The organism is Bacillus sp. EB106-04-02-XG92 (genome assembly GCF_058791995.1).
Window position 1 is genome coordinate 233,391 of record NZ_JBYTEA010000004.1, and the last position, 26,207, is coordinate 259,597.

General features: G+C 31.8%; 26 protein-coding genes, 7 pseudogenes and 1 riboswitch. Of the genes and pseudogenes, 24 read left to right on the plus strand and 9 right to left on the minus strand.

From position 1 onward, the window contains the following. Positions 1–7: 7 nt before the first annotated feature. The 4 genes and pseudogenes from AC3WVA_RS12605 (at position 8) to AC3WVA_RS12620 (ending at position 4,373) form a co-directional block, all read left to right on the plus strand. Positions 8–601 (plus strand): annotated as a pseudogene (locus AC3WVA_RS12605) (GNAT family N-acetyltransferase). A 364-nt stretch (positions 602–965) separates the two neighbouring features. Further along, positions 966–1,736 carry an ABC transporter ATP-binding protein gene (locus AC3WVA_RS12610; RefSeq protein ID WP_098346662.1) on the plus strand — a complete coding sequence of 257 codons (771 nt, stop codon included), beginning with the start codon at positions 966–968 and terminating at the stop codon, positions 1,734–1,736. Then, the gene (locus AC3WVA_RS12615; RefSeq protein ID WP_098880917.1) at positions 1,711–3,636 is read left to right on the plus strand and encodes an ABC transporter permease; all 1,926 of its coding nucleotides are present in this window, start codon (positions 1,711–1,713) and stop codon (positions 3,634–3,636) included. Before AC3WVA_RS12610 ends, AC3WVA_RS12615 begins: the two co-directional genes overlap by 26 nt. A gap of 53 nt (positions 3,637–3,689) precedes the next feature. Continuing rightward, positions 3,690–4,373: a lipoprotein BA_5634 family protein gene (locus AC3WVA_RS12620; protein WP_098346660.1), complete on the plus strand. Its 684-nt coding sequence runs from the start codon at positions 3,690–3,692 to the stop codon at positions 4,371–4,373. Between the two features lie 76 nt (positions 4,374–4,449). Here the strand turns inward: AC3WVA_RS12620 and AC3WVA_RS12625 are convergent, their stop codons facing one another. Next, positions 4,450–4,791: a DUF3914 domain-containing protein gene (locus tag AC3WVA_RS12625; protein ID WP_098346659.1), complete on the minus strand. Its 342-nt coding sequence runs from the start codon at positions 4,789–4,791 to the stop codon at positions 4,450–4,452. A 277-nt stretch (positions 4,792–5,068) separates the two neighbouring features. Between AC3WVA_RS12625 and AC3WVA_RS12630 the strand changes: the two genes are divergently transcribed. From AC3WVA_RS12630 to AC3WVA_RS12665, 8 genes and pseudogenes are all read left to right on the plus strand, one after another. Then, positions 5,069–6,310, plus strand: coding sequence for an esterase/lipase family protein (locus AC3WVA_RS12630; RefSeq protein ID WP_098346658.1), 1,242 nt, complete (start codon positions 5,069–5,071; stop codon positions 6,308–6,310). A gap of 87 nt (positions 6,311–6,397) precedes the next feature. Beyond that, positions 6,398–7,426 carry a homoserine dehydrogenase gene (locus tag AC3WVA_RS12635; RefSeq protein WP_492321946.1) on the plus strand — a complete coding sequence of 343 codons (1,029 nt, stop codon included), beginning with the start codon at positions 6,398–6,400 and terminating at the stop codon, positions 7,424–7,426. A gap of 89 nt (positions 7,427–7,515) precedes the next feature. Continuing rightward, positions 7,516–8,964, plus strand: a complete 1,449-nt coding sequence (gene pdxR / locus AC3WVA_RS12640; protein WP_048529848.1) for a MocR-like pyridoxine biosynthesis transcription factor PdxR — start codon at positions 7,516–7,518, stop codon at positions 8,962–8,964. Between the two features lie 4 nt (positions 8,965–8,968). Then, positions 8,969–9,883 (plus strand): D-alanine--D-alanine ligase, encoded by a 915-nt coding sequence (ddlB, locus tag AC3WVA_RS12645; protein WP_098346694.1) that lies wholly within the window; start codon positions 8,969–8,971, stop codon positions 9,881–9,883. A 72-nt stretch (positions 9,884–9,955) separates the two neighbouring features. Continuing rightward, positions 9,956–10,061: riboswitch (TPP riboswitch) on the plus strand. Between the two features lie 124 nt (positions 10,062–10,185). Next, positions 10,186–10,875: a thiaminase II gene (tenA, locus tag AC3WVA_RS12650; protein WP_417902121.1), complete on the plus strand. Its 690-nt coding sequence runs from the start codon at positions 10,186–10,188 to the stop codon at positions 10,873–10,875. A 253-nt stretch (positions 10,876–11,128) separates the two neighbouring features. Further along, positions 11,129–11,425, plus strand: coding sequence for a heterocycloanthracin/sonorensin family bacteriocin (locus tag AC3WVA_RS12655; RefSeq protein WP_098880916.1), 297 nt, complete (start codon positions 11,129–11,131; stop codon positions 11,423–11,425). 31 nt (positions 11,426–11,456) lie between these two features. Beyond that, a pseudogene (locus tag AC3WVA_RS12660) lies at positions 11,457–11,592 on the plus strand (site-specific integrase); the annotation flags it as partial. A gap of 214 nt (positions 11,593–11,806) precedes the next feature. Further along, a pseudogene (locus tag AC3WVA_RS12665) lies at positions 11,807–12,123 on the plus strand (homoserine dehydrogenase); the annotation flags it as partial. A gap of 27 nt (positions 12,124–12,150) precedes the next feature. Here AC3WVA_RS12665 and AC3WVA_RS12670 read toward each other — a convergent pair. The 3 genes and pseudogenes from AC3WVA_RS12670 to AC3WVA_RS12680 all read right to left on the minus strand — a co-directional run. Then, positions 12,151–12,267: pseudogene (locus AC3WVA_RS12670) on the minus strand (exosporium leader peptide-containing protein); the annotation flags it as partial. Between the two features lie 467 nt (positions 12,268–12,734). Further along, complete coding sequence (locus AC3WVA_RS12675) at positions 12,735–13,592, minus strand: exosporium protein D (RefSeq protein WP_195757097.1); 858 nt, start codon at positions 13,590–13,592, stop codon at positions 12,735–12,737. A 404-nt stretch (positions 13,593–13,996) separates the two neighbouring features. After that, a complete protein-coding gene (locus AC3WVA_RS12680; protein ID WP_417902123.1) occupies positions 13,997–14,698 on the minus strand; it encodes a collagen-like protein in 702 nt (233 codons plus the stop codon). A 777-nt stretch (positions 14,699–15,475) separates the two neighbouring features. Between AC3WVA_RS12680 and AC3WVA_RS12685 the strand changes: the two genes are divergently transcribed. Both AC3WVA_RS12685 and AC3WVA_RS12690 read left to right on the plus strand, forming a co-directional pair. After that, complete coding sequence (locus AC3WVA_RS12685; RefSeq protein ID WP_098880913.1) at positions 15,476–15,667, plus strand: hypothetical protein; 192 nt, start codon at positions 15,476–15,478, stop codon at positions 15,665–15,667. Positions 15,668–16,072: 405 nt separating this feature from the next. After that, positions 16,073–16,666, plus strand: coding sequence for an ABC transporter permease (locus AC3WVA_RS12690; RefSeq protein WP_492321947.1), 594 nt, complete (start codon positions 16,073–16,075; stop codon positions 16,664–16,666). Positions 16,667–16,986: 320 nt separating this feature from the next. Here AC3WVA_RS12690 and AC3WVA_RS12695 read toward each other — a convergent pair whose 3' ends face one another. Next, positions 16,987–17,097 (minus strand): DUF8096 family protein, encoded by a 111-nt coding sequence (locus AC3WVA_RS12695; protein WP_492321999.1) that lies wholly within the window; start codon positions 17,095–17,097, stop codon positions 16,987–16,989. 43 nt (positions 17,098–17,140) lie between these two features. Between AC3WVA_RS12695 and AC3WVA_RS12700 the strand changes: the two genes are divergently transcribed. From AC3WVA_RS12700 to AC3WVA_RS12715, 4 genes are all read left to right on the plus strand, one after another. After that, a complete protein-coding gene (locus tag AC3WVA_RS12700) occupies positions 17,141–17,656 on the plus strand; it encodes a hypothetical protein (protein WP_180235631.1) in 516 nt (171 codons plus the stop codon). A 458-nt stretch (positions 17,657–18,114) separates the two neighbouring features. Next, positions 18,115–18,810 (plus strand): spore coat protein, encoded by a 696-nt coding sequence (locus AC3WVA_RS12705; RefSeq protein ID WP_098880911.1) that lies wholly within the window; start codon positions 18,115–18,117, stop codon positions 18,808–18,810. Positions 18,811–19,172: 362 nt separating this feature from the next. Next, positions 19,173–19,373 (plus strand): hypothetical protein, encoded by a 201-nt coding sequence (locus tag AC3WVA_RS12710; protein WP_048560569.1) that lies wholly within the window; start codon positions 19,173–19,175, stop codon positions 19,371–19,373. Positions 19,374–19,387: 14 nt separating this feature from the next. Next, a complete protein-coding gene (locus tag AC3WVA_RS12715) occupies positions 19,388–19,840 on the plus strand; it encodes a spore coat protein (RefSeq protein WP_098880910.1) in 453 nt (150 codons plus the stop codon). A 115-nt stretch (positions 19,841–19,955) separates the two neighbouring features. Here the strand turns inward: AC3WVA_RS12715 and AC3WVA_RS12720 are convergent. Both AC3WVA_RS12720 and AC3WVA_RS12725 read right to left on the minus strand, forming a co-directional pair. Further along, positions 19,956–20,428: pseudogene (locus AC3WVA_RS12720) on the minus strand (restriction endonuclease). A gap of 36 nt (positions 20,429–20,464) precedes the next feature. Continuing rightward, positions 20,465–20,665, minus strand: coding sequence for a helix-turn-helix transcriptional regulator (locus tag AC3WVA_RS12725; RefSeq protein WP_098880909.1), 201 nt, complete (start codon positions 20,663–20,665; stop codon positions 20,465–20,467). Between the two features lie 36 nt (positions 20,666–20,701). Here AC3WVA_RS12725 and AC3WVA_RS12730 point away from each other — a divergent pair. Next, positions 20,702–21,069: pseudogene (locus AC3WVA_RS12730) on the plus strand (homoserine dehydrogenase); the annotation flags it as partial. A gap of 338 nt (positions 21,070–21,407) precedes the next feature. Then, positions 21,408–22,064: pseudogene (locus tag AC3WVA_RS12735) on the plus strand (pPIWI_RE module domain-containing protein); the annotation flags it as partial. An 83-nt stretch (positions 22,065–22,147) separates the two neighbouring features. On the opposite strand, the gene AC3WVA_RS12740 reads toward AC3WVA_RS12735, so the two are convergent. Continuing rightward, positions 22,148–23,257: a site-specific integrase gene (locus AC3WVA_RS12740; RefSeq protein ID WP_492321948.1), complete on the minus strand. Its 1,110-nt coding sequence runs from the start codon at positions 23,255–23,257 to the stop codon at positions 22,148–22,150. A 544-nt stretch (positions 23,258–23,801) separates the two neighbouring features. On the opposite strand from AC3WVA_RS12740, the gene AC3WVA_RS12745 reads away from it, so the two are divergent. From AC3WVA_RS12745 to AC3WVA_RS12755, 3 genes are all read left to right on the plus strand, one after another. Next, the gene (locus AC3WVA_RS12745; RefSeq protein WP_492321949.1) at positions 23,802–24,953 is read left to right on the plus strand and encodes an AimR family lysis-lysogeny pheromone receptor; all 1,152 of its coding nucleotides are present in this window, start codon (positions 23,802–23,804) and stop codon (positions 24,951–24,953) included. Between the two features lie 37 nt (positions 24,954–24,990). Further along, positions 24,991–25,137, plus strand: coding sequence for a complement C1q protein (locus tag AC3WVA_RS12750; protein ID WP_492321950.1), 147 nt, complete (start codon positions 24,991–24,993; stop codon positions 25,135–25,137). Positions 25,138–25,292: 155 nt separating this feature from the next. Continuing rightward, positions 25,293–25,421, plus strand: a complete 129-nt coding sequence (locus tag AC3WVA_RS12755; protein WP_492321951.1) for a hypothetical protein — start codon at positions 25,293–25,295, stop codon at positions 25,419–25,421. A gap of 35 nt (positions 25,422–25,456) precedes the next feature. Here the strand turns inward: AC3WVA_RS12755 and AC3WVA_RS12760 are convergent, their stop codons facing one another. After that, positions 25,457–25,810: a helix-turn-helix domain-containing protein gene (locus AC3WVA_RS12760; RefSeq protein ID WP_088122882.1), complete on the minus strand. Its 354-nt coding sequence runs from the start codon at positions 25,808–25,810 to the stop codon at positions 25,457–25,459. A gap of 200 nt (positions 25,811–26,010) precedes the next feature. Here AC3WVA_RS12760 and AC3WVA_RS12765 point away from each other — a divergent pair, with 200 nt between their 5' ends. After that, positions 26,011–26,202 (plus strand): helix-turn-helix domain-containing protein, encoded by a 192-nt coding sequence (locus tag AC3WVA_RS12765; protein ID WP_492321952.1) that lies wholly within the window; start codon positions 26,011–26,013, stop codon positions 26,200–26,202. Positions 26,203–26,207 lie beyond the last annotated feature (5 nt).

The window sequence follows — 26,207 nt, forward strand, 5'->3', positions numbered from 1 at the left end:
ATTAGACATGGGGGAAGAGAGTTTGACTAAGTTATTTAAAATAGATTGTGGAGATATATACCTACAAGAGTTTACGGTCAAAGATGCAGAAAGTATTTATAAAATAGCAAATCAACCCGAAATAGAAAAGTTTTTACCGGATTGAAAATCAACGAAAGAACAACGAGTTAATTGGGTTACAAATTATGAAATACCAGAAAACAAAGCATTTCTTAATGCAGTCAAAACTAAGACTAACATAGATGATCACATATTAAGACTAGGAATATTTAAGAAAACTACAAATGAATTTATTGGATGGTGCTGCACAAGTATGAAAGATGAGCTTCCTGCACCGAATAGAGAAATTATGTATGCTGTTTCAAGTGAATATCATAATAATGGATATGCAACGAAAGCGACAAAAGGCTTGATTGGCTATTTGTTTGAAAATACAAATGTAGATGTTCTTAATGTAATTGCATTAATTAATAATGTACCGTCAAATAAAGTTATTGAAAAATGCGGGTTTGCTTTTTTGAGTCAACAGACGATAGAAAATCAAATTTTTAATCATTATGTATTGAGTAAATCAGAATGGATAAAAAATAGTGCTCTTTAAAAGGAGCGAAACCGAAGCACTCAATTTTTTGTAGAGGGTATTATAAAGTGAAAAAGAATTAAAATGGTGACGCAAAAAGATTTCAATTAAAGGTGTTAGTTGAAATATAACTTTGGTAAGGAAAAGGCCGATAAAGTAATCGGTCTTTTCTTTTTTATATAATAAAGATAGGATATTGTATTCCCTGTCATTATACGATTATTATAAGATAGTTATACATTAAATTTAATTTGAAAATAGTTTTTTGTCAGTTTTTTTAGAAATCTTACAAGCGTGTAAGATAAATGAAAGATGAATCAATATGAGTTATAAGACAATTCATTTACACTCTATTGTGAGAAGTGCAAATGAAGGGAGAATAGAAATGGAAATTTTACATGCAAAAAATATTAGTAAAGTATATAAAGGGAAAATACCTTTTAAAGCATTAGTAGATATTGATTTATCAATTCAAGAAGGTGAATTTATAGGGATTATGGGCCCATCCGGTAGCGGGAAAACTACGCTATTAAATATGGTATCTACTATTGATTCTCCGTCCTCAGGAGAAATTTTAATAAATGGTACAAATCCTTTCCAGTTAACATCAGAAGATTTAGCTTTGTTCCGCAGGAAACAATTAGGCTTTGTTTTTCAATCATTTAATCTACTTAGCACACTTACAGTAAAGGAAAATATCGTATTGCCGATGACTTTAGATGGTGTTTCTGTGCGAGAAATGAACAAAAGAGTAGAAGAAATTGCAGAGAAATTAAATATTACAGATATATTGAATAAAAGAACGTTTGAAATTTCAGGGGGACAAGCTCAAAGAACAGCAATTGCTCGTGCAATTGTTCATAAGCCGCAATTATTACTTGCAGATGAACCGACCGGGAATTTAGACTCTAAATCTTCAAATGATGTAATGGAGATGCTTGATACGCTTAATAAGGAAGAAAAGGCAACGATGATGTTAGTTACACATGATCCGTATGCAGCTAGTTTTTGCAGCCGAGTAATTTTCATTAAAGATGGTCAACTATATAACGAAATTTATCGTGGTGAAAGCCGGCAAACCTTTTATCAAAAAATTATGGATGTCCTTTCTTTGTTAGGAGGGAAAAGGCATGACTTTTCATCAGTTCGCATTTAATAATATTTTTCGTAATAAGCGTACATATGCAGGTCATTTTTTAAGTAGTACATTTTCTATTATGATTTTCTTTACGTATGCTCTTTTATTATTTCATCCTGATTTACAAGGGGAATTAAAATCAACAAGTGCAACAATAAGCGCTTATGGTACTATGGGATTTACAATTTCGCAAGGTTTGATTTTTGTATTTTCATTTTTCTTTATTCTATATTCAGTTAGCTCATTTTTAAAAACTCGTAAGAAAGAATTTGGCATATTAATGATGCAAGGTATGTCAATGAAACAGTTTAAGAAATTATTATTAATTGAAAATATGCTGATTGGATTTGGTTCAATTTGTATAGGGATTTTCATCGGACTCATATTTTCTAAACTAGTCTTATTAATAAGCGCAAGTGTATTAATGATTAATAATGGTTTACCTTTTTATACACCAGTGAGGGCTGTATTATTAACAGTTATCACTTTTCTTTTCTTATTTTTAATTGTTTCACTATTTACATTTAAAATGGTAAAAATAACGGAACTTGTGGAACTTATTCGAGCAGAGGAAAAGCCAAAACCTGAACCAAAATCTTCAATTTTATTATCGCTACTTTCTTTAAGTAGTATAGGATATGGATATTTCTCAGTATTTCGCTTCATTTCAAGTTCCAGTTTTACTACGCTTGGAATGGGTGTCCTACTAGTAATTATAGGAACGTACTTTTTATATACACAGTGTAGCGTTTATATATTACATCTTGCTAAAAGGAGAGAATCTTTCTTTTTAAAGAGAACAAATATATTAACGTTTTCTGAATTAATTTACCGTATGAAAGATAATGCAACGATGTTTTTTATAGTTTCTATTGTTTCAGCAGTTGCATTTACAGCGATTGGTACAACAGCTGCAATTGGAAGTAAAGATTTGGTAAGGATGACAAATCCGTATACATTTTTATATGGGGATTTTGAAAACGACAAAGCATTAAATAAAAATCTTTCTATTATTAAAAAACAACTTTCTGATGCTAACATTCCGTATCGAATGGCTTCAGCTTCATATATATACACAGAAAGTAATGTAATTGTAATGAAGTTAAGTGAATATAACGATCTTGCTAAAGCACTTGGGTATCAACAAGAAACGATTGAAAAAGAGGATGAAATTTTATTAATTCCTGGAGTCGTATCACAAAAACAAGAATTTAAAAATGGCGAGTATAAAAAAAGTATAGAAGTCATTCAAGGTGAATGGACAAAGACATTTCAAGTGAAAAAAGCTGTAGAAAATTTAGTTTTACCACATGATACTAGAAATATATATATCGCTGTTCAAGATCATGTATATGATGAAATACCTATTACTAGTGATCCAGATAATCTTGATATTCCATATCGTACTTACGGATTTGTTGTAGACGATTGGATAAAAACGAAGAGAATTTCAAACGAATTAATTAATACATTTGCGGAAGAAGAAGGTAGTTTTCAGTTTCGAGCTTTAACTATAGATTTGTTAAGTGCAAAACAAACGAATGGATTATTACTTATGGCAAGTGTTTTAGTCGGAATCGTCTTCTTTACATTTGCTGCTAGTTTTATTTATTTCCGATTATATACGGATTTGAATCGTGATCAACAGCAATATAAAATGATTTCGAAAATGGGATTAAGTAAACGAGAACTAAAGAAAGTTGTAACGAGACAGTTATTATTAATGTTCTTCTTACCGATTATCATTGCAGTAATTCATACTGTAGTCGCTTATATGGCATTACAACAATTAGTCGATTTTTCTATTATGAATAGCTCTATCATAATTTTAATTTCATTTATTTGTATACAAGTTTTATATTTCTTTATAACTCGATGGCGTTATTTACAAAAGCTTTATAAGACAATGGAACAGTAGAGAATATCAGTAAGTAAGATTGCAGAAAAGCATGTAAAAAAACAATTTGAGTTATGAAAGGAACTGTGATGAAAAAAATACCAATTTTCATATTAAGTATATTAATTTTAATGAGTTTCAGTGCATGTGCTAAAAATGAAAAATCATTTCCAGCTAACGGCGTATTAATCATTGGAGATGAGAATCATACTGGAGCAATTATAAATCGTTATAAGGAAAACACGAAAGAACATGAAGCTTTTTCAGTAAAAACAGGTAGATTTGATCAGAATAGGGTTCTGATATTAAATGAATCTACTGCAAAAGCGATGATTAAAGCAAATATTTTTCATAAAAGAGATCATTCATCTCTTTCTAAGCCTTTAGATAAGTTGCCGAATTTTTCAAAAGAAAGTTCACTATTATTTATAAATGAAGAAGAAAAGAATATAAAAAGTATTGAAATAGAAGGAAAAGAGATACCAGTTACATATGATAGTGACGCTTGGTTAGGCAATAAACGTGACTACGGAGCACTATGGTATATAATTGTGGCGAAAAATAGTGTTTATAAAGAAATAAAAGCAAATGAAACGACTATGCAACTTCTACACTTGAAAAAGTCTTTAGGTGATGAAAAACCTAAAATATCGACAGATAATACGTTGATTAATGAAAAAGTAAAAGTAAGAAAGTTAATTGAAGGTTTTAAAGGGGAAGTATCAGTTCAGTTTGTAACGATTGGAGAAAAATCTTAAAAAAGAGTTCGAGGTTGATAGAAACTTTATCAACCTCGAACTCTTTTTAGTTTATAGACCATTTATATAAAATAGATTACATTACTTCATTTAATCGAGTCTCGTTTGTTTCCTCAATTGCATTTGTATTTTGAACCGAATTATTTTGAGCTTCTTTTTCTTTACGAGACTTTTGTAGCATTTCAAGTATGATCCATAATGGAACACCTTTATCTTTTAACATCTTCCATAAATCTAATTCGTTAAATTTATGCTCAGGTTGTTTCATTTCTTTTTCAAATGAACGAATATCGAACTTGATAGGATCATTTACTTTCTTACCTTCAAGTTTAGTAGAAGAGATAGTATTATGCTCAAGAGTAGATGGAGTTATTTTAGTAGGTTGAGATAATGTATGAATGTTTGATCCGATTTGCATGATTTTTCCTCCTTTTCAAGCAATGAAATTAGTTTTCTTATGGTTTGTAAATCTATTTAACATGAGGAAACTATATCTAATTATAAATTCAAATAAACAGATTTACAAGATGTATTGTAAAAAGTAAATGCTTACTTGAATTAATATTTATCAACATTTGTATATGTTTTCTATATATACAACGTATATAAAATACTTTACATTATGTTTAAGTTATTAAAGCAGGCTGTGAATTTTTTAAAAGAAAAATGTAAGCGTTTTATTAGGGGGAGAAAGTATGGGGAAGTTATTTTTAAAAATATGTTTTTTTGCATTAATGACTGTAGGTTTATTCTCAGCGAAAATTATATACGCTGAAGAGGGTCACCAAAATAATTATCCGATTATATTAGTGAATGGATTTGCTGGATGGGGTAGAGAAGAAATGCTTGGTGTAAAATATTGGGGCGGTGTTCATGATATACAGGAAGATTTAAAAAGAAATGGTTATACTGTACATACCGCAGCTGTTGGACCTGTTTCTAGTAACTGGGACCGTGCATGTGAATTGTATGCCCAAATTAACGGTGGAACAGTAGACTATGGTGCCGCACATGCCGAGAAACATGGACATAATCGTTTTGGCAGAACTTATAGTGGCTTTGCACCGAATTGGAGTGAAACAAATAAAGTTCATTTAGTTGGGCATAGCATGGGTGGACAAACGACTAGAGCATTAGTACAGCTATTAAAAGAAGGTAGTTTTGAAGAAAAGAATTATGTGAAAAATCACCCGAACACCAAAATATCACCACTATTTGAAGGTGAGAAATCATATGTTCATAGTGTTACAACATTAGCAACCCCTCACAACGGTACAACACTTGCGGATGGTAGTCTTCTGCTATCGTTCATTAAAGATTTACTCATTACAGCTGCAAGTTTTGGAGGAAACAATAATTTATCGTTATATGATTTCAAATTGGATCAATGGGGTATAAAGAAGAATGCTGGAGAGTCTTTTTTTCAATATACTGATCGCATTATAAATAGTTCACTTTGGAAAAATACAAAAGATATAAGTCAATGGGATTTAAGTACAGATGGTGCAAAGGAGTTAAATAATTGGGTGAAGACGCAATCTGATGTGTATTACTTATCCTATAGTGGACATGCATCACAAGCAGCACCTATAACAGGTTTACATTTACCTCATATAACGATGAATAAAGTGTTAATGGGGAATGCATTTTTCTTAGGTTCTTATGCGAGATATGAAGAAAACCGTCCATTAATTGATACTTCTTGGTGGCAAAATGATGGTGTAGTAAATACAAATTCTATGATTGCACCTTCTTCTAATACTGCTGTAAATAATAATGAATCTTTACAGGTTGGAAAATGGAATCATATCGAAACGAAAGCAAATTGGGACCATCTCGACATGGTAGGATTAAGTGTTTCAGACACGTTAGGTTTTTCTAGCATTCAAGAGTTTTATAGAACAATTGCTGAAAAGCTATCACATTTACCGAAATAGGTAATAATAAAGCGCTCTCGATGGAATTCGAGAGCGCTTTATATTATATTGAAAGGGGGATTTGGTAGAAAAATATGGGGGGATATTATGAAGATTCAAGTTGTACTATCAGGATATGGAACAGTAGGCAGAGAGTTTATAAAATTATTAAACGAAAAATATTCATATATATATATAACATATGGGATTCAATTAGTTGTAAGTGGTGTATTAGGGAGAAATATTGCAATACACAATGAAGATGGCTTATCTATTCACCATTTATTGATGTATGGTGGCGGTACTGCTGCAATTGAAAAATATTTAGACTATTATCCGAAGGAACGTGCAACAAATGGGATAAATGGTACTGTATTAGTAGAATCAACTGTTACAAACCTTAAAGATGGAAATCCCGGGAAACACTATATGAAACAAGCGATTGAGAAACATATGGATATAGTTGCAATTTCAAAAGGCGCACTCGTTACAAACTGGAGAGAAATAAATGAAGCAGCAAAGCAGGCAAATGTACGAATTCGATATAGCGGTGCAACTGCAGCCGCATTACCAACACTTGATATTGGTCAACTTAGTTTAGCTGGTTGCCATATTGAAAAAATAGAAGGAATATTAAACGGGACAACAAATTATATTCTTTCGAAAATGAATGAGGAAGATGTTACGTTTGAAGAAGCACTGAAAGAAGCCCAAAGTAAGGGAATTGCTGAAACAAACCCAATATTAGATGTAAGTGGTTCTGATAGTGCGTGTAAATTGTTACTTTTGACAAACAGTTTAATGGGAACAGAGAATACGCTTACAGATATACATATAAAAGGAATCGAACATGTTACAAAACAACAAATTCAAAATGCGAAGGAACAAAATAAATATATTAAATTAATAGCTTCAGCAAATAAGGATAAGGATGGTAACGTGGTTCTTCATGTAGAACCGTCCGAAATAGATAGAGATCATCCGCTAGCAAAAGTAAATGGTACAGAAAAAGGGATTACGTTCTTTACAGATACGATGGGCCAAGTTACTACAATTGGTGGTGCATCAAATCCACGTGGAGCCGCAGCAGCAGCAGCGTTAAAAGATGTAATTAACTTGTACCGAAAAGATTTATAAGACCGTACCGCCCTTTATAAAAAATACATATGTAGTGGACCTTTTGAGAATGAAATAAATGTGTAAAAATAATTGCAGGGGGTAAGAAATTGTTTAAAGATTTTAAAGTTGTGAAAGAGCGTCCCGTTTATATTCAATTGAAAGATTATGTAAAAAAGATGATTATGAAAGGGCATTTGCTCGGGGATCAAAAAATCCCTTCAACAAGGGAACTAAGTGAATTACTAAGTGTGAGTAGAAATACTGTTCTTGCTGCTTATGCGGATTTAGAACAAGAAGGACTCATTTATGCAGTTAAAGGAAAAGGGAATTTTGTTGCGAAGGTTGATATTTCAAACACTTCGTCTGTTGAAATAGATTGGAAAAATAAACTTAATACCGTTACCTTATTAGCGGATGAATTAGATTTAATGAAACATGGTGTTCGCTGGGAAAAAGGAATGATTGTCTTTAACAGCATTGCTCCGGACGAAAAGCTATTTGATGTGGAAAATTTCAAAAGAGCTTTTCTTACTCGTATGTCCATTGAAGGTGATGTCGTATTAAATTACGGCTACGCAAAAGGTTATAGACCGTTAATGAACTATCTACTTCATTATATGGAAATGAAAGGTGTAGATATTTCAAATAAAGATATATTAATTACAAATGGATTTACAGAAGGATTAGACATTGTACTATCCTCGCTATCGAAAAAATCAGGGCGGGTTATTTGTGAGAATCCGACACATCATGCTGCTTTGAAGCTGTTCCGCTTACATGGACTTGAAGTTCATGGAATTAATATGAATGATGATGGTATTGATACGAGCGAAGTGGAAAAAAGCTTGCGTGAAAAAGAGTTTGATTTTGCATATTTAATCCCTTCTTATCATAATCCAACCGGTATTGTTACGAGTTCAGAGAAAAGAACAGAACTGATGAGCTTATTTTCAAAATATAAAATTCCTATTATAGAAGATGGATTTAATGAAGAACTACGTTATTCAGGTTCACATTTAGCACCATTATTAACTTTTGCGGGAGCTGGTAATAATGTGATTTATATTAGCAGCTTTTCGAAAGTACTTTTTCCTGGTTTACGTGTAGGATGGATCATCGCAGATAAAGAGCTAATCCATCATTTAGAAAGTGTAAAAAGAGCAAGAACAATACACACATCTACATTAGATCAAGCGGTTTTATTTCAATATTTACATGAAGGATATTTTGAAAAATATTTAAAAAAGGCAAGGTCTGTTTATAAGAAAAAATATGAGTTAGCTGTTGGGGCGTGTAACGAGTACATTCCGTTTCAAAGAATGACTGGTGATGGTGGACTTCATTTATTTATAGAGTTAGAAGAAAAAATTCATGCCCGCACACTTTTACAAAAATGTTATGAGCAAGGGGTTACCTTTTCTCCTGGAGATGTTTTTTTCTCTGATGGAGGAGGAGTAAACACGTTTCGATTAGGATTTTCCCGTCTGAAAGAAGAAGAAATAGTTCGGGGAATCAAAATAATCGGTGATACAATAAAAAATGAAATTTGGAGTTGAGGAAATGAGAATTGGCGTTATTATGGGAGGAGTATCCTCTGAAAAACAAGTATCAATTATGACTGGAAACGAAATGATTGCAAATTTAGATAAAAATAAATATGAAATCGTACCAATTACGTTAAATGAAAAAATGGATTTAATCGAAAAAGCGAAAGACATTGATTTTGCGCTACTCGCATTACACGGAAAATACGGAGAAGATGGGACAGTTCAAGGAACGCTTGAAAGTTTAGGTATTCCTTATAGCGGCAGCAATATGTTATCTAGCGGTATATGTATGGACAAAAATATTTCGAAAAAGATTTTACGTTATGAAGGAATAAAAACACCAGATTGGATTGAACTTACAAAAATGGAGGATCTTAATGTTGATGAATTAGATAAGTTAGGATTTCCGTTAGTAGTAAAACCAAACTCTGGTGGTTCAAGTGTTGGAGTAAAGATTGTCTACAATAAAGACGAATTAATTTCAATGTTGGAAACTGTGTTCGAATGGGATTCTGAAGTAGTAATAGAGAAATATATAAAAGGTGAAGAGATTACATGTTCCATTTTGGATGGGAAACAGTTACCTATCATTTCAATTCGGCATGCGGCTGAGTTCTTTGATTACAATGCGAAATATGATGATGCTAGTACAATTGAAGAAGTTATCGAACTTCCAGCTGAACTGAAGGAACGTGTAAACAAAGCGTCACTGGCTTGTTATAAAGCATTGAAATGCAGCGTTTATGCAAGGGTTGATATGATGGTGAAGGACGGTATTCCATATGTAATGGAGATTAATACATTACCAGGGATGACACAAGCAAGTTTACTACCAAAAAGTGCAGATGCAGCTGGTATTCATTATAGTAAACTATTAGATATGATTATTGAAACTTCATTGAGAGTAAGAAAAGAAGAAGGATTTTAAGTAGCAGTATCATGAATACTTTTGACAGTAACATGAAGTATGTTATGATGAATACAATACGAAAATTAAATATTTATCCACTAGGGGGGCCTATTAGAGGCTGAGATCAAATGGAAATTTGAGACTCTTAGTACCTGATCTGGTTAATGCCAGCGTAGGGAAGTGGAAAAGACATTGCTATTTCATGAATAAACACTGTCAATTTCACTTTCTTTACGTCTGTAAAGAAAGTTTTTTTATTTTAAAGCGTTAATATTTGTGGATAAATACTTCTATTAAATAAATTACTTGGAGGGATTTAAATGACTTTTTCACAATCATTACGTAAAGAAGTAGATTCAATTTGGGAAGCTAGTTTTCATCATCCTTTTGTAAAAAAACTTGGTGAAGGAACGTTAGATTTAGCTAGTTTTCGCTATTATGTACTTCAAGATTCGTATTATTTGAGTCACTTTGCTAGAGTACAAACGTTAGGAGCTGCAAAAGCACAGGAATTAGAAACGACAGCTCGTATGGCACACCATGCTCAAAATACATATGAAGCAGAATTATCTTTACATGAGAATTTTGCGAAGAAACTAGGGATAACGCAAGAAGAAAAAGATAATTTTATTCCTGCTCCAACTGCTTACGCATATACTTCACATATGTATCGTGCTGCGTATGAAGGACATTTAGGTGATATCATTGCAGCCATTTTACCTTGCTATTGGTTGTATTATGAAATTGGAGAACGTTTAAAAGAGTGTCAGCCAGAAGAGCCAATTTATAATGAATGGATTTCTGCTTATGGATCTGATTGGTTCCGTACATTAGTTGAAGAGCAAATTACACGATTAGATGCAATTGCTGAAAAAGTAACAGAGGCAGACCGGAATCGAATGAAACAGCACTTTATTATTAGCAGTCAATATGAATATTCATTTTGGGAAATGGCTTATACGTTAGAAAAGTGGCCAGTTAATACAGAGGTAAAAGATGTAATTGGATAATGAGTAGGTGAAATGTCGTAAAAAGACGCATCAATCTAAGTGCGTCTTTTTTTAATTTAAAAAAATGAACCAGTGGAAAAATAACCTAAAAATAGGTACATGAACAAGGTGCATCATCTACTGATAGGTCATATTTTGTAGGTGTACGTATTGAACTTAGTTTATAGTATCGTGCTATTTCTACTTAGATTTAACGAATAAAAATATAGGAAAGCGTCGAAAGGTGTAAAGTTAATAAACGGAGGTCATGAAAATGAATCAGTTTCAACAAGAACTACAAGCGTTAAGCCTTAATGATTATCAGTCTGGAAATGTTGTGCATTGGGACCAGCAAAACCAATATCCATATTACTATATTGAAGATGCTGCTCGTCGCTGTGGCGGCTGTGGTGGTCGCTGTGGTGGTTGTGCAGGTCGCTGTGGTGGATTCCGTTGTTTTGGTTGCTTCGGTTGTTTTGGTTGTTTTAATTGTGGAGGTTGTGGCGGCTGTGGTAGTTGCTCTAATTGTTTTAATGGTACTTCTGATGCTATTGTAATATATGAATATTGACTATGAATATTAGTATAAAATATTAGTTTTATACATGTACATGCCGACAAAGAATATAGTCATCGCTAATGGATATATTCAATCATTCAAGTGAAAGAGTAACAATAAGATATATTGGTATAAATCAAGATGAGATAGATAAAGCAATGACTAGATTTAAAATCTAATCATTGCTTTTTTCTTATGCTTTTACCATCAAATGTCTGTCTAATTTAAGGATTGATTTCTTCTAGTTAGTGTATAGCTAATGAAATTATTACAACTGTGTAGGGTTAATCGATAGTAAATTAAGATGCTTGAGTGTATTTTAAATAGGATTAAAAAGTACTGTTTATCTATAGAATAATGGGTAAATAATATTTAATTAGGGAGTGTATTAAAATGATTGAATTTAAATCTATTATCCATTCGTACAAACTAAAGAGAAAAATAGCTACGGATTTATACGGAAAAAGAGATGAATTGACGCTATTATTAAATGAGTTTAATAAAATGAAATGCACAGTAACATCTAAAAAAAGAAAAATAATCTATTATCTCATTTACAATTAATTTATCAAAATATGAAATTAGATAAGCTGTATCCTCTTCCAGTTGCTTTTAATAATAAATTATTGGAGCGATTAGAAAAAGAATCTCTACATACTATTGAGGATGGTGTAACATGTCTACATTTCATGTTAGATATGAATTATGAATAAATAAAACAATATGGATCGAGTACAAGTAGGTCCAGTAGGCCCATCGGATGGTCCGGTAGGCAGTGTGAATGGTGGAATAGCTGGTAAAGTAGGTCCGAGTAAATCAGGATTTATTAAAGCGGAAGATAATAACTCGTCCATAATAATTTCACCTCTAAAAAATCAGTATTTCTAATAATAAATGCGGAAATAGAGAAAAGTGAAATGGACAAGTGAAAAAATTAGACAACGGAATTTTCATAAAAGCATTATTTAATTGAAAAGAGCATCAACAGAGAGTGTGGTGCTCTTGGACCAAGAACTATATTTTGTATTTTTTTAAGTCTATATAAGTATATGGACTTTGCAAATGAATAGTGAATTTATTTTTACTAAAATCCTTATTTAAATGAAGAAGCCCTAGAATTAGATGGGCTAGGGCTTCAAGTCATGGTATATCTCACACGACATTATAAAAAGAAAAGAACGTACTGAAGATAACATATGAATGTTTCATAAATGTATTAAAAAAATGAACAAAATAGTTATTTTAATAAAATAAGGGGAGAGCAGGGGAGTGAAAAGAAAAGAAACCTCTATATAAAGAGTTCTTCTGGTAATTTAATCTATTACTTGTACTCATGGTAATATTCATCGTACGAATCATTCTTATCATTGCAACAGATGCAAAAAGTTTTTTGGATCAAAATATCAATAAAATCAAGGATTTCAGTATTATTAGTGAGGGTAAGACTTTGGAAATCTTCTACTTGAAATACTCTTGTTTCATCTGGGATAAGGGTGGCGATAATTGGTGTGGGGGACCTTCTTGTTCGAATAGTTACTTCAATCGAGCTGACATCACTGGGAACAGATATTTGAATTAATGTTTTATTATGGTTATTGGTGAAATCTTCAAAAACTCTTCTTGAAGCGCCCGGAGGTACGATAATAGTTAAAGGTGAATTTTCAGTTGGGGTGGTATTTGAACCAGCTATGGTATGAGTTTCGATATAGCAGTTATCTTTTTGACAATGAGAATACGATGGTTCATTATAATACTTTTTACAATAATCATTTTGATTATTGCAGCAGATACAAAATGTTTTTTGAATAAATATAGAAATGTTGCTATTGATATTAGTATTATTTGTAAGAGTGAGGCTATGGAAATCCTCTACTTGGAATACCTTGGTTTCACCTGCAACTAATGTTACAGTAATCGGCAGACGAAAACTTCTTGTTCGGATAGTTACTTCAATTGGTTGAGAAGTACCAGGAATACGAAGATCAAGTAATGTTTTATTATGGTTATTGGTGAAATCTTCAAAGGCAGTTCTTGTAGTGTTAGCTGGTACGTTGAAATTTAAAGCTGTATTCGAACCAGTTATTGTATGGGTTTTGATAAAACAGTTATCTTTTTGATGGTGAGAATACGATTGTTTTTTATAATACTTTTTACCACTTTTATAAAAATAATCAGCCATATGAATTTAAAGCTCCCTTCTTTTAGATGTCTATATAGTCTATTTAATAAAGCGAAGTAGTGCTTGTACAACATAATAAAATCCGCTCTCGTAATCAATTTAAAACGTTATTTGAAAATTAAAGAGCGCCATCCAAGGCGCTCTTGGATAAAAACTTATATTGAAAAAGAATACCACATGATATCGTATGTATGCTTCTAAGGGGTGTGCGGATTTAATATAAAATAGATATTTGAATGAAATGAAGAGTAACCCATGTTTGTTAATGAATATATATAGTGAGCAGGCTCATGGTTGAGGAACGGGATTTTAATGATTTCTAATGTGAAAAGAGAGCCAGAAGGCCCTCTTTAATAGTTATTGGATTCGCTAGAAAAACGAAAAGCTTCAAATATATTAATACGTTAAAAATTTTGTGAACATGAGGTACAAGGTCCACCAGTAGGTTGAAATACAACATTGTCAACAAAAGCTGTTGCGCCTTCTCCACCTGTAGCAGTATTTTGGAAAGAAATACAAGCTATAGTAACAGTAGCAGGTATACACACAACAAGAACATAATGTTGGAAAAGAGGTTGTGGTTGATTCATAACTGGTACAATATGTGGAATGTTTGATGGACCAAGAGTTGCAGGAGCAGGGGGACACGTTTGCCCAAGTTCTGGAAAAGATACAGAAGCTATAAGAAATGCACCATCCCTTACATCTGCAGCAAATGAAAATGTATAACAACACCCTTCGTCAACATCAACTGTTTGATTAATACTTCCACCTGGACCAATTGATGCAGCTAAGAGACTAAATGACCCATCTGGCAGAAAACGACCACTATGAACGTTTGGAAAACCTACTTCTGAAACAGGACCGGCTTGATTCCAACCTGGAACTGGGTCTACTCCTACAGGTGGTATGTCAAATCCAGGGTTGTTAAGAACATTATTACATGGACAACATCCTACAGCAGTAGGCCCAGTAGGTCCAGTCGCTCCTGTCGGCCCAGTAGGTCCAGTCGCTCCTGTTGGCCCAGTAGGTCCAACTTGAGGTGGGGGTACAGGGGGAAGAAAACAATCACATGGAATATGAAATTTCTTTTTAAATTCACTCATTTTTACACCATCCTTATCATTCACCCACTTACACACTACAACTTATGAATTGGTTAACACACAAGTATAAGAAAAAGGCCCTTGAAAATTAAAATAAATAAAAAAATAAGCCCTTATGTCACAAAGATAAACCCATTCCATAATATATAAGGAACATGGGTTTACTCCAAAAATCTTTTAATATATATATGAAGATTCGATTCCTGAATCAATACAGTTGAACCTGTTTCTCCTATTGCTTCTGTTGGTAAAGTGAATGACGAAAAATAGATAGAAGTGTTGAATCGATTAAACTTGATTTAATAGCAGTTCCATGTAAAACAATATTTTCTTCATTCTTACCTTTACCTTTTATAATTGCTCGTCATAGAAGGTAAAGGTAGCAAAAAGCAAATCATGGAGTGGGAATGCAAATATATAGAAGTGTATGGATTGTTAAGAGGAATTAAAGAATGTATCGAAGTGGACAAGCAGTTTTATTTTATAAATTATACAAACATTTCAATTGATAAGTATTCAAAAATCAAAAAAGAGCACTTAATAAAGTGCTCTCGTGACGAGATTCATTTTGTAATGACTATTTCAATTTATAAAGAAAGGAACACAGAATATTATATGTGCGTGCAGTCAATTGAGTTCGTTTTTTACAAATAAAGAGTAGCTAGCAAAAACTAACTGCTCGTTCTAAAGGTGACAATCTAGATGCATAAATATAGTCTGGCCAAAAAAGGAGAACCATTCAAGTAAGTAGATCGAACGGAGGGGAAACCGTATCGTATGAATCAATTGTCATTTTTTGAAGACATCGATGAAAAAGAGATGCGAAGACTTGTGGTGAAGGAGCTAAAAAACTACAAAGCATTGTGCGTACGGATGAAGAATCAAGAAGAGCAGGCTCAAGCTGGGGGCATCTTTCTTTTTCCGAAAATGAAAGATGACGATAAAAATCATGAGATACGCTTTAAATAAATTGAACGGACGTTACAGAATGCACTTGATAAAGGTCAGCGACAGATTATTGAGTTAAAGTATTTAGGGAATGAGAAAGTGAGAGATTCCTATGTTTATAACGAGTTGATGATGAGACGTGATAATTTTTATGAGAATAAAAAAGTAGCTATCCGTCTGATAGCTACTCCTTTAGGGATTATATAAAACTTACTTTTGAAGCAAAGGAAATGGAAGTCTAGCACTTTGTGGTGTTGATATAGATAAGCTAAGATTTGGTTGTTCTACTCCACATGTTTTACGGTTTTCTTTTCCTGCCAAATGGTGAGGCTTTTTTAATTCTATTAAAAATAGTAACAGCTCGTCCAAACTTTTTTAATCTATCTTACATAGTATGTAGTGATAAATTTAAAGGGGGAATCTAGTATGTCTTATTCCTACTATGATCACTGTAAGGATTACAAAAAGAAATATCATGATTGTTATAAAAGCAGTAAGAGTTATGACAAATGTGATAAAAAGCATGAGGAAAAACATTGGGTGAATGTTAAAGTGAATTGTTGTGATGATAATAAGGACGAACTTGTAAGAGCGTCTGCTTTTAGAGCTAGAAATACGGCGGATCAAACTGTTCCTGTCAATACTTTTGTAAAAGTACTGTTTCAAAATGAACAATTTGATTTAGCAAATGAATATAATCCAGCTACCTCTATTTTTATTCCAAAGACAAGAGGAGTTTATTCTGTAATTGGAACAATTGCGTTCATTCCCAATAATCTAAACACAAACTATAGAGCGCGGGTAGAAATTCGAGTTAATGGAAATCCGGCAATTGCAATCGATAATGATTTTTTTGGTCCAATAAACTTTGCTAATATTGTAGCTGTTTCATCAATAATTCAATTGAATGCAGGGGATGTAGTTGAGGTTTTTGCACAAAGTAGCGTAGCTGGAGTTATTTCTACTGTAGAAAATAGTACGCATTTTGAAGCTGCAAGGTTTCCGTCTCCAAAAGAATAAGTGATATGAAATCTCGTCACTAATTTATATTTGATCTGCATAAATGCAGGTCTTTTTTTTCGATAAAAAGGGAGGTGGAAAAGGGGACGTTTCCGAGGATTTCTCAAAACAGAATCATACGCTATAGATATACAGTTCTTTGAAAGAAGAATAGTGTGGGCCCCTTTATCAAAACGTTACTGGCGAACGGGCATGGGTGGTAGGAATCTGCAAAAAGGATGAAAAGACCCATTATAAGTTTAAATTCAGTCGCGATGCATTTGTATCGTGGCTATTTAATTTTATAAAGAAAAAAGCCCTATCTAGAGCTATATGATTTTCTACATACCACATTGACGACATACTCTTAATGAAATGAAATTTTTAACGTAACTTTTGAATGCGGTATTGCTACAATTATCACAGCGACCTCTTAAGATGTCTGGGAGAATTCAACTTATTCCCGTGCGCTATTTGGAAGTTGACGGGGACAACGTGCACGAGGGTCGTCTGGCTGCAGCGGAAAATCCACCCTCAGCCATAATGGAGGAGCAAACACCTCCGAACCATCCGAATGGGGCAACGAATCTAGTCGAATCAATCTTATATCGTGATAGGAAGTTATTTTTGATTAGTGCTACAGAAAAGCTATTAGCTGTAGATAAGCTAAAAACAAATCTTAAGGAGTTTTCTAATAATATTACTACCATTGATGTAAGCTCGTTGGATTCAGAAAATAAACGTTTAAGTATATTACAAGAAGCTCATTTGTTTTATAAGCAATTAGATGCTAACAAAGAATGGATATACAAAAATATAGATTATGACAAAGTGCACATGATTGATTATTATCCAAAAACATTAGGTCCAACTACTAGGAAGCTTCCAATAAACGAAGAAGAAAAAGATGCCTGTATCGGAAAAGTTCAATCTATATTTGGAATTTTATTAGAAGTTCGAAAAGACATGCAAAATAAATATTATAAATATAAAAAGGAGCACAACAATTAATAATTGTTGTGCTTTTTCTACTGCGCAAAACAAACTTAACCTACTATTTTATTTTTATTTGATAGAGAGTTTTCTATTAGATGTAGAATTTATACAAACTATACTGATTTTTAAGAGATAATGTAGAGAACTACTAGTTTTGGCATTGATCAATAAATACTGGTTGAAGAAAAATATTCTCATTTTTAATAATATTTTATCTTGGAGTACGTTTTTTGAATGTGTATTTCACAAAAGCAAAGGAAAAACATATTATATAATGGCAAATGAAGTTTATGTAAATGTGGAATAAAAGAGAGCTGTTTTCTTATTAGAAGGCAGCTTTCTTTTATTAGAAAAAGAAGTAAAATGGAAAATTAAGTTACTTGTCCAAACAATTTTTTTGAAAATACATAAAATGCTAGTAGTTAGCCAATATTTTAATATTGCTAATTTTTTAGACAAAAAGGGGTGATTTTATGTGTGAGTGTGAAGTTTGTAGAAGAAAGAAAAACCGGGATCCATTAAACCGGGAGTTTGAGCCGAAAGAACGAGTTTCTGAGCCAATAAATCAGGATTCTGAACCAAAAAAGAGGAATTCTGAGCCAATAAATCAGGATTCTGAACCAAAAAAGAGGAATTCTGAGCTAATAAATCAGGATTCTGAACCAAAAAAGAGGAATTCTGAGCTAATAAATCAAGATTCTGAACCAAAAAAGAGGAATTCTGAGCCAATAAATCAAGATTCTGAACCGATAAATCAGGATTCCGAATCATTACATTTTTATTCATTTAGTGAAAATTCGATTTTTTTAGAGAGAGCTATACAAACAGATGAAATCGATCAAGTTTCTGAGGAATATATTGAAATAGTTGATTCAGCAGATGTACAAGTTACTACTACTGATACAAAAGCTGCGCTATCTATCCAAGCGGCATTACAAGCAGCTATTGTGGTTGTAGTAAGTATTTCGATAGCAGATAGTGAAAAGGCAGATAAAATAACACAAGAATTATTTCAAAAATCATCTATTAAACAAATTAATAGACAAAAAACTTTCATCAAAAATTCCAGAAATGTAACCGTAACAACTACTGATACAGATATTGCAGTGAATATCCAAATTCTCCTTCAAATTTTATTAGCTTTATTAGTTAAACTAAACATTTTATAAAGTTTCTAACCTATTTATATTTAGCTACAAGAGTTCACTCTAAGTGAATATTTTTTTGTTGTAATATGTGGTACAAGCTTGAACTTCTTATTATGACTGAATTAATATTCAACATTAATGGGAAAGTAAGTGTAGATAACTACGGAGTAGCAAAGGTAAAATATAATATTTAACAGTAAATGAAGCCTACGTATATGTGAAGTAAAGGAAAGTTGCCTTCGTATTAGAAGGCAACTTTTTAATTTTGTTGATAAAAAATAAAAGAGTAAGTTACTGGTCCAAGCAATTCTTATTAAAACACATATAATGCTGGTAGTTATTTAAAATTATTATTGTAAATTTGATTGGAGTGAATATTGTAAATGGATGATTTAAACAAATTTTCTTCCTTTAAATTTGATAAGGATCAAAAGAATATAATTATAGACCTTTTACTCTCAGATATTCTTAATAGGCATGGGATAAATGAAGAAAAGATAAAAAATTTAGCGCCAGAAAAAAAGCAGCAAATTAAAAATATTGTTTCTGAAATACAATCGCAGGTCAATAATTATTTGGATTGAAAGGGGGTGATCTCATGGGCAAAGAAGGCCGTTCAGATGAAAATAAAAAGTGGAGTGCATTAGACTCTTCAAATCCTCATCCGTCTTTTAAAGATGCTAATGTTTCAGAAGGAGCTACACAAGAAAGTAAAACTTACCAAATCTCAGAAGAATCTATTAGAATTGTTGATTCAGCAGATGTACAGGTTACTACTACAGATACAAAAGCTGCATTATCTATCCAAGCAGCATTACAAGCGGCAATTGTAGTTATTTTAAGTATTTCTATAGCAGACAGTGAGAAAGCTGATCGCGTAGCACAAGATTTGTTTCAAAAATCATCTATTAAACAAATTAATAAACAAGAAACTGTTATTAGAAATTCTAGAAATGTTTCAGTTACGACTACTGATACAGATATAGCGGTAAATGTTCAAATTCTTCTTCAAATTTTATTAGCTTTATTAGTCAAATTAAACATTTTATAAATTGTTTATCATGTTCTTTAAATGTAGTGATTTTTTATTGATGAATATCCAATGTTTTAATTGTGGTACAAGCTTATGAAGTAAAAATAAGAGCCGTCCTATTGGGTGGCTTTTTTTAGGTTGTCTCAGAATCCATCATATTAATAAGAGCATCACCATCGATTAATTCAATGTTCTTATTAGCTGCATATTGCCTTGCGTTCTTATTGAAATGACTTAGTGTAACTGAAATACCCTCCAACTGCGTCAGTATCCACAATGGCGCTATGAAGCTTCTGAATATAAGGTCTGCCGATGGAGTTCTTTGTATAGCGTTTCCCCCAACGAATTTCATTTTTTCCCTTTATGAATGATGATGTCTTTTCCACCATCATTAGAATCAGAAGTTACTTGGACTTTATAACCAAGAGAACGAAAGACATCGGCTACAAAATATTCTAATTCCCTCGGATACATTACTTCTAAATTACTACGAGTTGCACTTCTTTTGATTCGCTCGGTTCTAATTCCTTCAGGTGTTATGTGTGGACTTTTTGTTATTGCACCAATTAGAAAAACAATTACAAGCAATGTTATTGCCCAAATCATGCAATTCACCTCAGTATGAGTATGTCCGAATAATGATTATTCTACTTCATCATCTTCAATACAAATTTCTTCTAATTTCATTTCCAGTGCACGAGCAATACGATAAGTGACAGGTAATGATGGGAATCCACCTTTTAATAAATTTGTCATTGCAGAACTACTTATATTAGCTTTCTTTGCAATATATCCATATTTGATGCCTTTTTTATCAAGGATTTGTTTTAATTGGCTTCGCATAATTTCCACATCCATTTTAAATTTTTGCTTGTCCATATAAATATTTTGAGAAATGAATTTAATAAAATGAAATGTACAGTAACATCTAAAAAAAGAAAAAGAATCTATTATCTCATTTACAAGTCATTTATCAAAATATGAAATTAGATAAGCTGTATCCTCTTCCAGTTGCTTTTAATAATAAATTATTGGAGCGATTAGAAAAAGAATCTCTACATACTATTGAGGATGGTGGAACATGTCTACATTTCATGTTAGATATGAATTATGAGAAAATAAAACAATATGGATCGAGTACAAGTAGATCATTTGTTCCATTATTGCAGTCTTCCATTTGTCTTGCTGATTGTGTTTGTTTAACAGGATTTGTATTAGGTTTACTAGGAGCAATTTTATTTGGATGATTAATGTTATCTATATGTTCAATTACATAATGGTTGATATTTGTAAGGAGGGCACCGACTTAAGGTGTTCTTTTTTAGTTTTATTGTAAAGTTATTGTAAATGATAAATACAATACATTATATATATTGTATAATTCTAATGTATAAAATTAATGATTTGAGAGGTGCTGTATATGATAACTACTTTTAATTTTTAAAAGAGTCGTTTTGGTAATGTTTTATTTGGATAAATAGTTTTTACTTTTCTTTTAAATACTTGGTTTAAATTGATTAGATTTAGTAATTATTTTTCTAGTTTTTGTTGATCAAGAAAAATGAAGAAAGGAAGTAATCATTTTATGGAAAAATTAAAGTTGTTAACATTTGAAAATATAGTAGAACCTCTTTTAAACGAAAGTGTATCATTTATATATTTTCCTATTGAATGGCTCGATATTGTAGAGATACATTATAAGACATTTTTATTAACGAGTAAGTTGAAACGATTGAATGAAAGATTATATGATATGTTTTCTGATATATTATTTATTCAGCATAATCCATATGTATTAAATGAAAATACACCATGGATTGTATGTAAAGAACCTATTAGAAAAGAACAACTTGATTATATTTTTCAAAGTTGGTATGAGATTATTCATGATTGGAAACCTAATAAATTAATAGAACCGCCAAAATATGAATGGCATTACGATTTAATTTCTAATTTAACAGTATTACAAGATAATGAAATATATTCTAAGTGGATACCCGCTTTAATTTCACATATTTTTTGTGAACGTCCTTTACAATTAGAAAACATACGCGAAGAAAAAATATATTTTTCTCCTCTTAGATCACAAAATATTTGTGAGGCTATGTCAGAGCCTATTAAAGACGAAAAAACACAAGATTATTTTGCCTATGTATATCGATTCGAATGTATAACGCGTGGAGGCGAGAATATTCCATTATTAAATGTTTCAATAGGAATTCGGAGATTTTATCAAGAATATAAGATGATAGGTTAAACAAACCTTGATATAACAACGTTTGTTTAACCTATTTTTATGAATTGCAAACATTTTGCAAACATAAGTTATCCAAAGATGCTTTTACCAAATTTTTTAACGGCTTCTTCTTGCATGTTCGGTAAAACATGAGAATAAACACTCAATGTCATTGAAATGTCTGTATGGCCTAATCTTTCACTGATAATTTTAGGATTAACTCCTTGCTTCAATAGTATAGTTGCGTGTGTATGTCTTAGATCATGGAATTTAATTTCTTTTACGCCTGCTTTGTGTATCGCCCTAATAAAATTTTTTCTGAAATTTGCTTTTTTTATAATCATTCCAAACTCACTGCAATTAATTAAATCAAAATCTTGATAAGCAGAACCAAGTCTTAATTTCTCTTGATTAATTAAAACCTTATGCTTTTTTAAGGATTCTATAGTTTCTTTGGGTACAGGAATGGTGCGTTTTGACGAATTTGTTTTTGCTGTTTTTTTGATTTTATTGTCATGGCCAGATGTTTGGTTTATTGTAACGGTATGTTTTTCAAAATCAACGTCCTGCCATCGTAAGCCTAGAACTTCACCCATTCGCATACCTGTAGTTATTGCAAGAAGATACCCAATGTGATATCGTGATTCTTGTGAATGCAAAAGAAACTTTTTTACTTCTTCCTCTGTCCAAGTTTGGATAGAGGTTCTTTCTTTTTTAGGTATCTCAGCAAAATCAGCTGGGTTTCGAGAAATAATATTTTGTTTTACAGCGAGATTTAAAGCGCTTTTTAAAATTCTATGCATAAGCAGAACAGAATTGTTTGCAATACCTCTATCTATCGCGGTTTTATAGCATTTTTGAATGTGCATAACATTTAATTTATGGAGTGCGACCATTCCAATACTAGGTATAACATGTTGGTTGATAAATGCCCTATATCCGACAAAGGTACTTCTTTCTATACTCATACTTTTAATTTCTAACCAGTGATTTAGGTAGTCTTCTAAGGTAACTTTAGACGGCTCTATAAAAGTCCCTTCATTCAACTCTGTAATCTTCTTCGCAACATCGGCCTGTGCTTCTTTTTTTGTCTTATATCCAGAAAACCATTTCTGTCTTCTTTTTCCTGTCTCTGGATCAGGTCCGATATCAATAACAATACAATACTTATTTCCTCTTTTTCGAATATGTCCTTTCACTTAAAACACTCCTTCATTTGTTTTGAATCATGTTGTATAAGTCTAGTTGTAATTTTGCTGCTATGAAAATTACATGTTTGGACATATCAGCGATGGATATATTTTACCATATAAAAATAAATTCAGTTATAGGTTAGAGTTTTCATTTGTTGTTAAAAAATATTGAAATACCTAACCCGGTTATCAAATGCAATATTGCATATTTTATTGGGGGTCAAAAAAACAAGACGTATATTGATATTTTCAACTTTCTCAAGTATTTTCAGAATATGAGAGAATAGATGTTTGGGTTATTTGTGATAGAATATTCTTAATAATATAATTTGACGGAACGAAAAAGACCCATAGCGTGTGTAATTGTGCTGGGAACACTTTTACACCGTTTGCCCTAATTGTAGTAGGGAAAACATTTGCCATGAGCCTTTCAGTTACGACTATGCGTAACATATACGGCTAGTATAACACAGCCTTTAGATTTAATTCATCATTAAGGTGCGTTTTCATGATAGGGAAGTGTGTCTTGTTCCAATAAGGGGGACAAAACATGTGGAAAGCTCTAAATCAAATTGAAAAAGAGTTATGTGCAGTTGGAATAAGGAAAAATAAACTAGCAAATTATTGGGGAGTTAAGCCAAGTACTGTTACAAAAATTTTTAAAGGTAATACAGACATGAGTTTTGGCTTCCTTTCCAAAACAGTCATCCTACTAAACAAAGGCATACAGGTTCAAGAAAATCTATTAATGGATTATATATATGTAACGAAACCAAAATCAGAAAACTTACGTGAGGCAATGGAAGATTTAGCTTTAAGAGGAAAGTTTAATATATTAATTAAAATTATAAATAGTGAATCACAATCAAAGGTAGCAGAAAATAGAGAATTTGCTAATGTGTATCGAATTATATATAAACGATATATAGGTGAAATTGATGCTGCACAGTACCATAAGGCATTAAGCTTGGAAAGTAAATCAATAAGAACAATAGAGATGGAAGTGTTAATTGAAATTTTATTATGTCAAGCGCAATATCAATCGGGTAACTTTACTTCTTTAATTGAGCGATTAAAATCTCTTGAAATAAAAATAAATAAAATAAGTAATAGGTACATTCGAGAATGTTATAAATTACGATATAAAGAAGCAATTGCCGTTACTTCGTTGCAGGGTGGTGAAGTTATTGAAGCAAGACATGTTAGTATGGAATTATTAGATGATCTTGAATGGGATAACTTTTTTTCTTTTCCAAAAGTAAATGCATATTTAAAGTTAGGTGAATCGTATATTTTTTCAGTCAATGAATATGAGAAATCAAGATATTATTTGGAAAAGACTCTAGAAGTGATAGGAGATAGTAAGATTAATGGAATTGAGAAAAAAAGAAAAATGGTACAACATACATTATCATTTCTAAAGATTCATCATGATAAAGAAATTAGTAGCTTAGATGTTGTTCATTTAGGTGAACTAGCATATTTAAAGATTAAACAAGGTAACAAAATGGAGGCGAGAAAACTATTGAATCAATTAAAAGAGAAGAATGGAAGTTTAACAGACATACAGACTGCATATTTAGCATTAACATATGAAGGTACTAAAAAAGAAGAGTTAATGAAACGTTCTCTTTTGATGTGTCAAAAGTCAGGGAATATATTTTATTCGAATTTACCAAAAATACACTTGGGTTTAATTTGAATAATTGGTATAATTGTCTTCGGAAAGAGGTGAAATAATGAAAAATATAATTAAAATTATTCCTGCACTATTAATAGCTGCTACATTATTCATTAACACTGATTCTATAAAAGAAAAACCTAGTACAAATGATTCAAAACCTACAGTTCAACAAATGATGGTTGACCCTGGTGGCGGTTGGTAAAATACATAATAAAAATTTATATATATTACAAATGACATCGTCTTAATTGACGATGTCATTTGTAGTTTTGGGAGAAATTTCTTTTTTCGCTGAAAAAAGAAAAAAGAAATTTTTGTAAAAAAAATACAAAAACACAAAGAGGGGGATAAAAGAAGATGAAGAGCCAAGAAGGGGAAGTTAATCTAATTAAACAAGCTTTATTACTTTTGCAAAAAGAGGATGATCCGAAAGAGGCATTATTTTCTATCTGTTTGAGTGAAATAAAAAAAGAAAAAGTTATGTAAAAAAGACTATCTAACTTTTTGATAGTCTTTTTACACTACATATTTCCTTTAGATTTCTCGTAGTTCACAAACATCTCTAATTGTTCTAATGCTTTTTTTCGTTGTTCTTCGGGTAAGTCATTAATGATTTGAAGAATTTCGTGTGCTTCTTTTGTTAGCTGTAAATCTTGGCCTGCTGTTAAATCTGGTGAATCAGATAAACCTAACAAATAATCTGTTGTTACTTTTAAATAATTTGCTATCTTCTGAAGTGTACGTGTACCGGGTGTTTTTTTCCCTTCGACATAATTATAAACAGAAACATGACTAACACCAATTACATCAGCTAACTGTTGTTGGGTGATGCTCTTCTTTTCAATTAATGATTTTAACCTCTCATGATTAAACATAATAAAAAACACCCCAAGTTTATTTTATATGAAATTATTTTTTTAAATCACTATTATGGTGTCACACTGTCATTATATATTAACTATCAGTTAAGTGGAAAGGTAATTTTTTTTTAAAAAAGTTTTTGGAAACACTTGAACTTAACCTAAGGTTAAGTTAATATGTAAATAACAACAAAAACGGAAGAGAGGAGTTGTTTATGAAAACTCTAAAACAGCTACGTGTAGAAAAGGGATATACGTGTAGGGAAGTAGCTGAAGCCGTTGGTATTACTGAAGTTTATTATTGGTATATTGAAAACGGGAAGCGTCGACCTTATTATGATTTAATTGTAAAAATTGCTGAGTTTTTTAAAGTGAAGCTAGATGCAATTAAAATTTTTTGTCCATAACTTAA

What these genes read in the sequence shown, in the direction of transcription:
- AC3WVA_RS12760 (WP_088122882.1), bottom strand. Translation starts at nt 25,810, where the DNA reads ATGTTTAATCATGAGAGGTTAAAATCATTAATTGAAAAGAAGAGCATC.
- AC3WVA_RS12765 (WP_492321952.1), top strand. Translation starts at nt 26,011, where the DNA reads ATGAAAACTCTAAAACAGCTACGTGTAGAAAAGGGATATACGTGTAGG.
- AC3WVA_RS12610 (WP_098346662.1), top strand. Translation starts at nt 966, where the DNA reads ATGGAAATTTTACATGCAAAAAATATTAGTAAAGTATATAAAGGGAAA.
- AC3WVA_RS12625 (WP_098346659.1), bottom strand. Translation starts at nt 4,791, where the DNA reads ATGCAAATCGGATCAAACATTCATACATTATCTCAACCTACTAAAATA.
- AC3WVA_RS12725 (WP_098880909.1), bottom strand. Translation starts at nt 20,665, where the DNA reads ATGCGAAGCCAATTAAAACAAATCCTTGATAAAAAAGGCATCAAATAT.
- tenA (WP_417902121.1), top strand. Translation starts at nt 10,186, where the DNA reads ATGACTTTTTCACAATCATTACGTAAAGAAGTAGATTCAATTTGGGAA.
- AC3WVA_RS12680 (WP_417902123.1), bottom strand. Translation starts at nt 14,698, where the DNA reads ATGAGTGAATTTAAAAAGAAATTTCATATTCCATGTGATTGTTTTCTT.
- AC3WVA_RS12620 (WP_098346660.1), top strand. Translation starts at nt 3,690, where the DNA reads ATGAAAGGAACTGTGATGAAAAAAATACCAATTTTCATATTAAGTATA.
- AC3WVA_RS12715 (WP_098880910.1), top strand. Translation starts at nt 19,388, where the DNA reads ATGGGCAAAGAAGGCCGTTCAGATGAAAATAAAAAGTGGAGTGCATTA.
- AC3WVA_RS12750 (WP_492321950.1), top strand. Translation starts at nt 24,991, where the DNA reads ATGAAAAATATAATTAAAATTATTCCTGCACTATTAATAGCTGCTACA.
- AC3WVA_RS12615 (WP_098880917.1), top strand. Translation starts at nt 1,711, where the DNA reads ATGACTTTTCATCAGTTCGCATTTAATAATATTTTTCGTAATAAGCGT.
- AC3WVA_RS12705 (WP_098880911.1), top strand. Translation starts at nt 18,115, where the DNA reads ATGTGTGAGTGTGAAGTTTGTAGAAGAAAGAAAAACCGGGATCCATTA.
- AC3WVA_RS12690 (WP_492321947.1), top strand. Translation starts at nt 16,073, where the DNA reads ATGTCTTATTCCTACTATGATCACTGTAAGGATTACAAAAAGAAATAT.
- ddlB (WP_098346694.1), top strand. Translation starts at nt 8,969, where the DNA reads ATGAGAATTGGCGTTATTATGGGAGGAGTATCCTCTGAAAAACAAGTA.
- AC3WVA_RS12710 (WP_048560569.1), top strand. Translation starts at nt 19,173, where the DNA reads ATGGATGATTTAAACAAATTTTCTTCCTTTAAATTTGATAAGGATCAA.
- AC3WVA_RS12655 (WP_098880916.1), top strand. Translation starts at nt 11,129, where the DNA reads ATGAATCAGTTTCAACAAGAACTACAAGCGTTAAGCCTTAATGATTAT.
- AC3WVA_RS12755 (WP_492321951.1), top strand. Translation starts at nt 25,293, where the DNA reads ATGAAGAGCCAAGAAGGGGAAGTTAATCTAATTAAACAAGCTTTATTA.
- AC3WVA_RS12685 (WP_098880913.1), top strand. Translation starts at nt 15,476, where the DNA reads ATGAATCAATTGTCATTTTTTGAAGACATCGATGAAAAAGAGATGCGA.
- AC3WVA_RS12630 (WP_098346658.1), top strand. Translation starts at nt 5,069, where the DNA reads ATGGGGAAGTTATTTTTAAAAATATGTTTTTTTGCATTAATGACTGTA.
- AC3WVA_RS12635 (WP_492321946.1), top strand. Translation starts at nt 6,398, where the DNA reads ATGAAGATTCAAGTTGTACTATCAGGATATGGAACAGTAGGCAGAGAG.
- AC3WVA_RS12745 (WP_492321949.1), top strand. Translation starts at nt 23,802, where the DNA reads ATGTGGAAAGCTCTAAATCAAATTGAAAAAGAGTTATGTGCAGTTGGA.
- AC3WVA_RS12675 (WP_195757097.1), bottom strand. Translation starts at nt 13,592, where the DNA reads ATGGCTGATTATTTTTATAAAAGTGGTAAAAAGTATTATAAAAAACAA.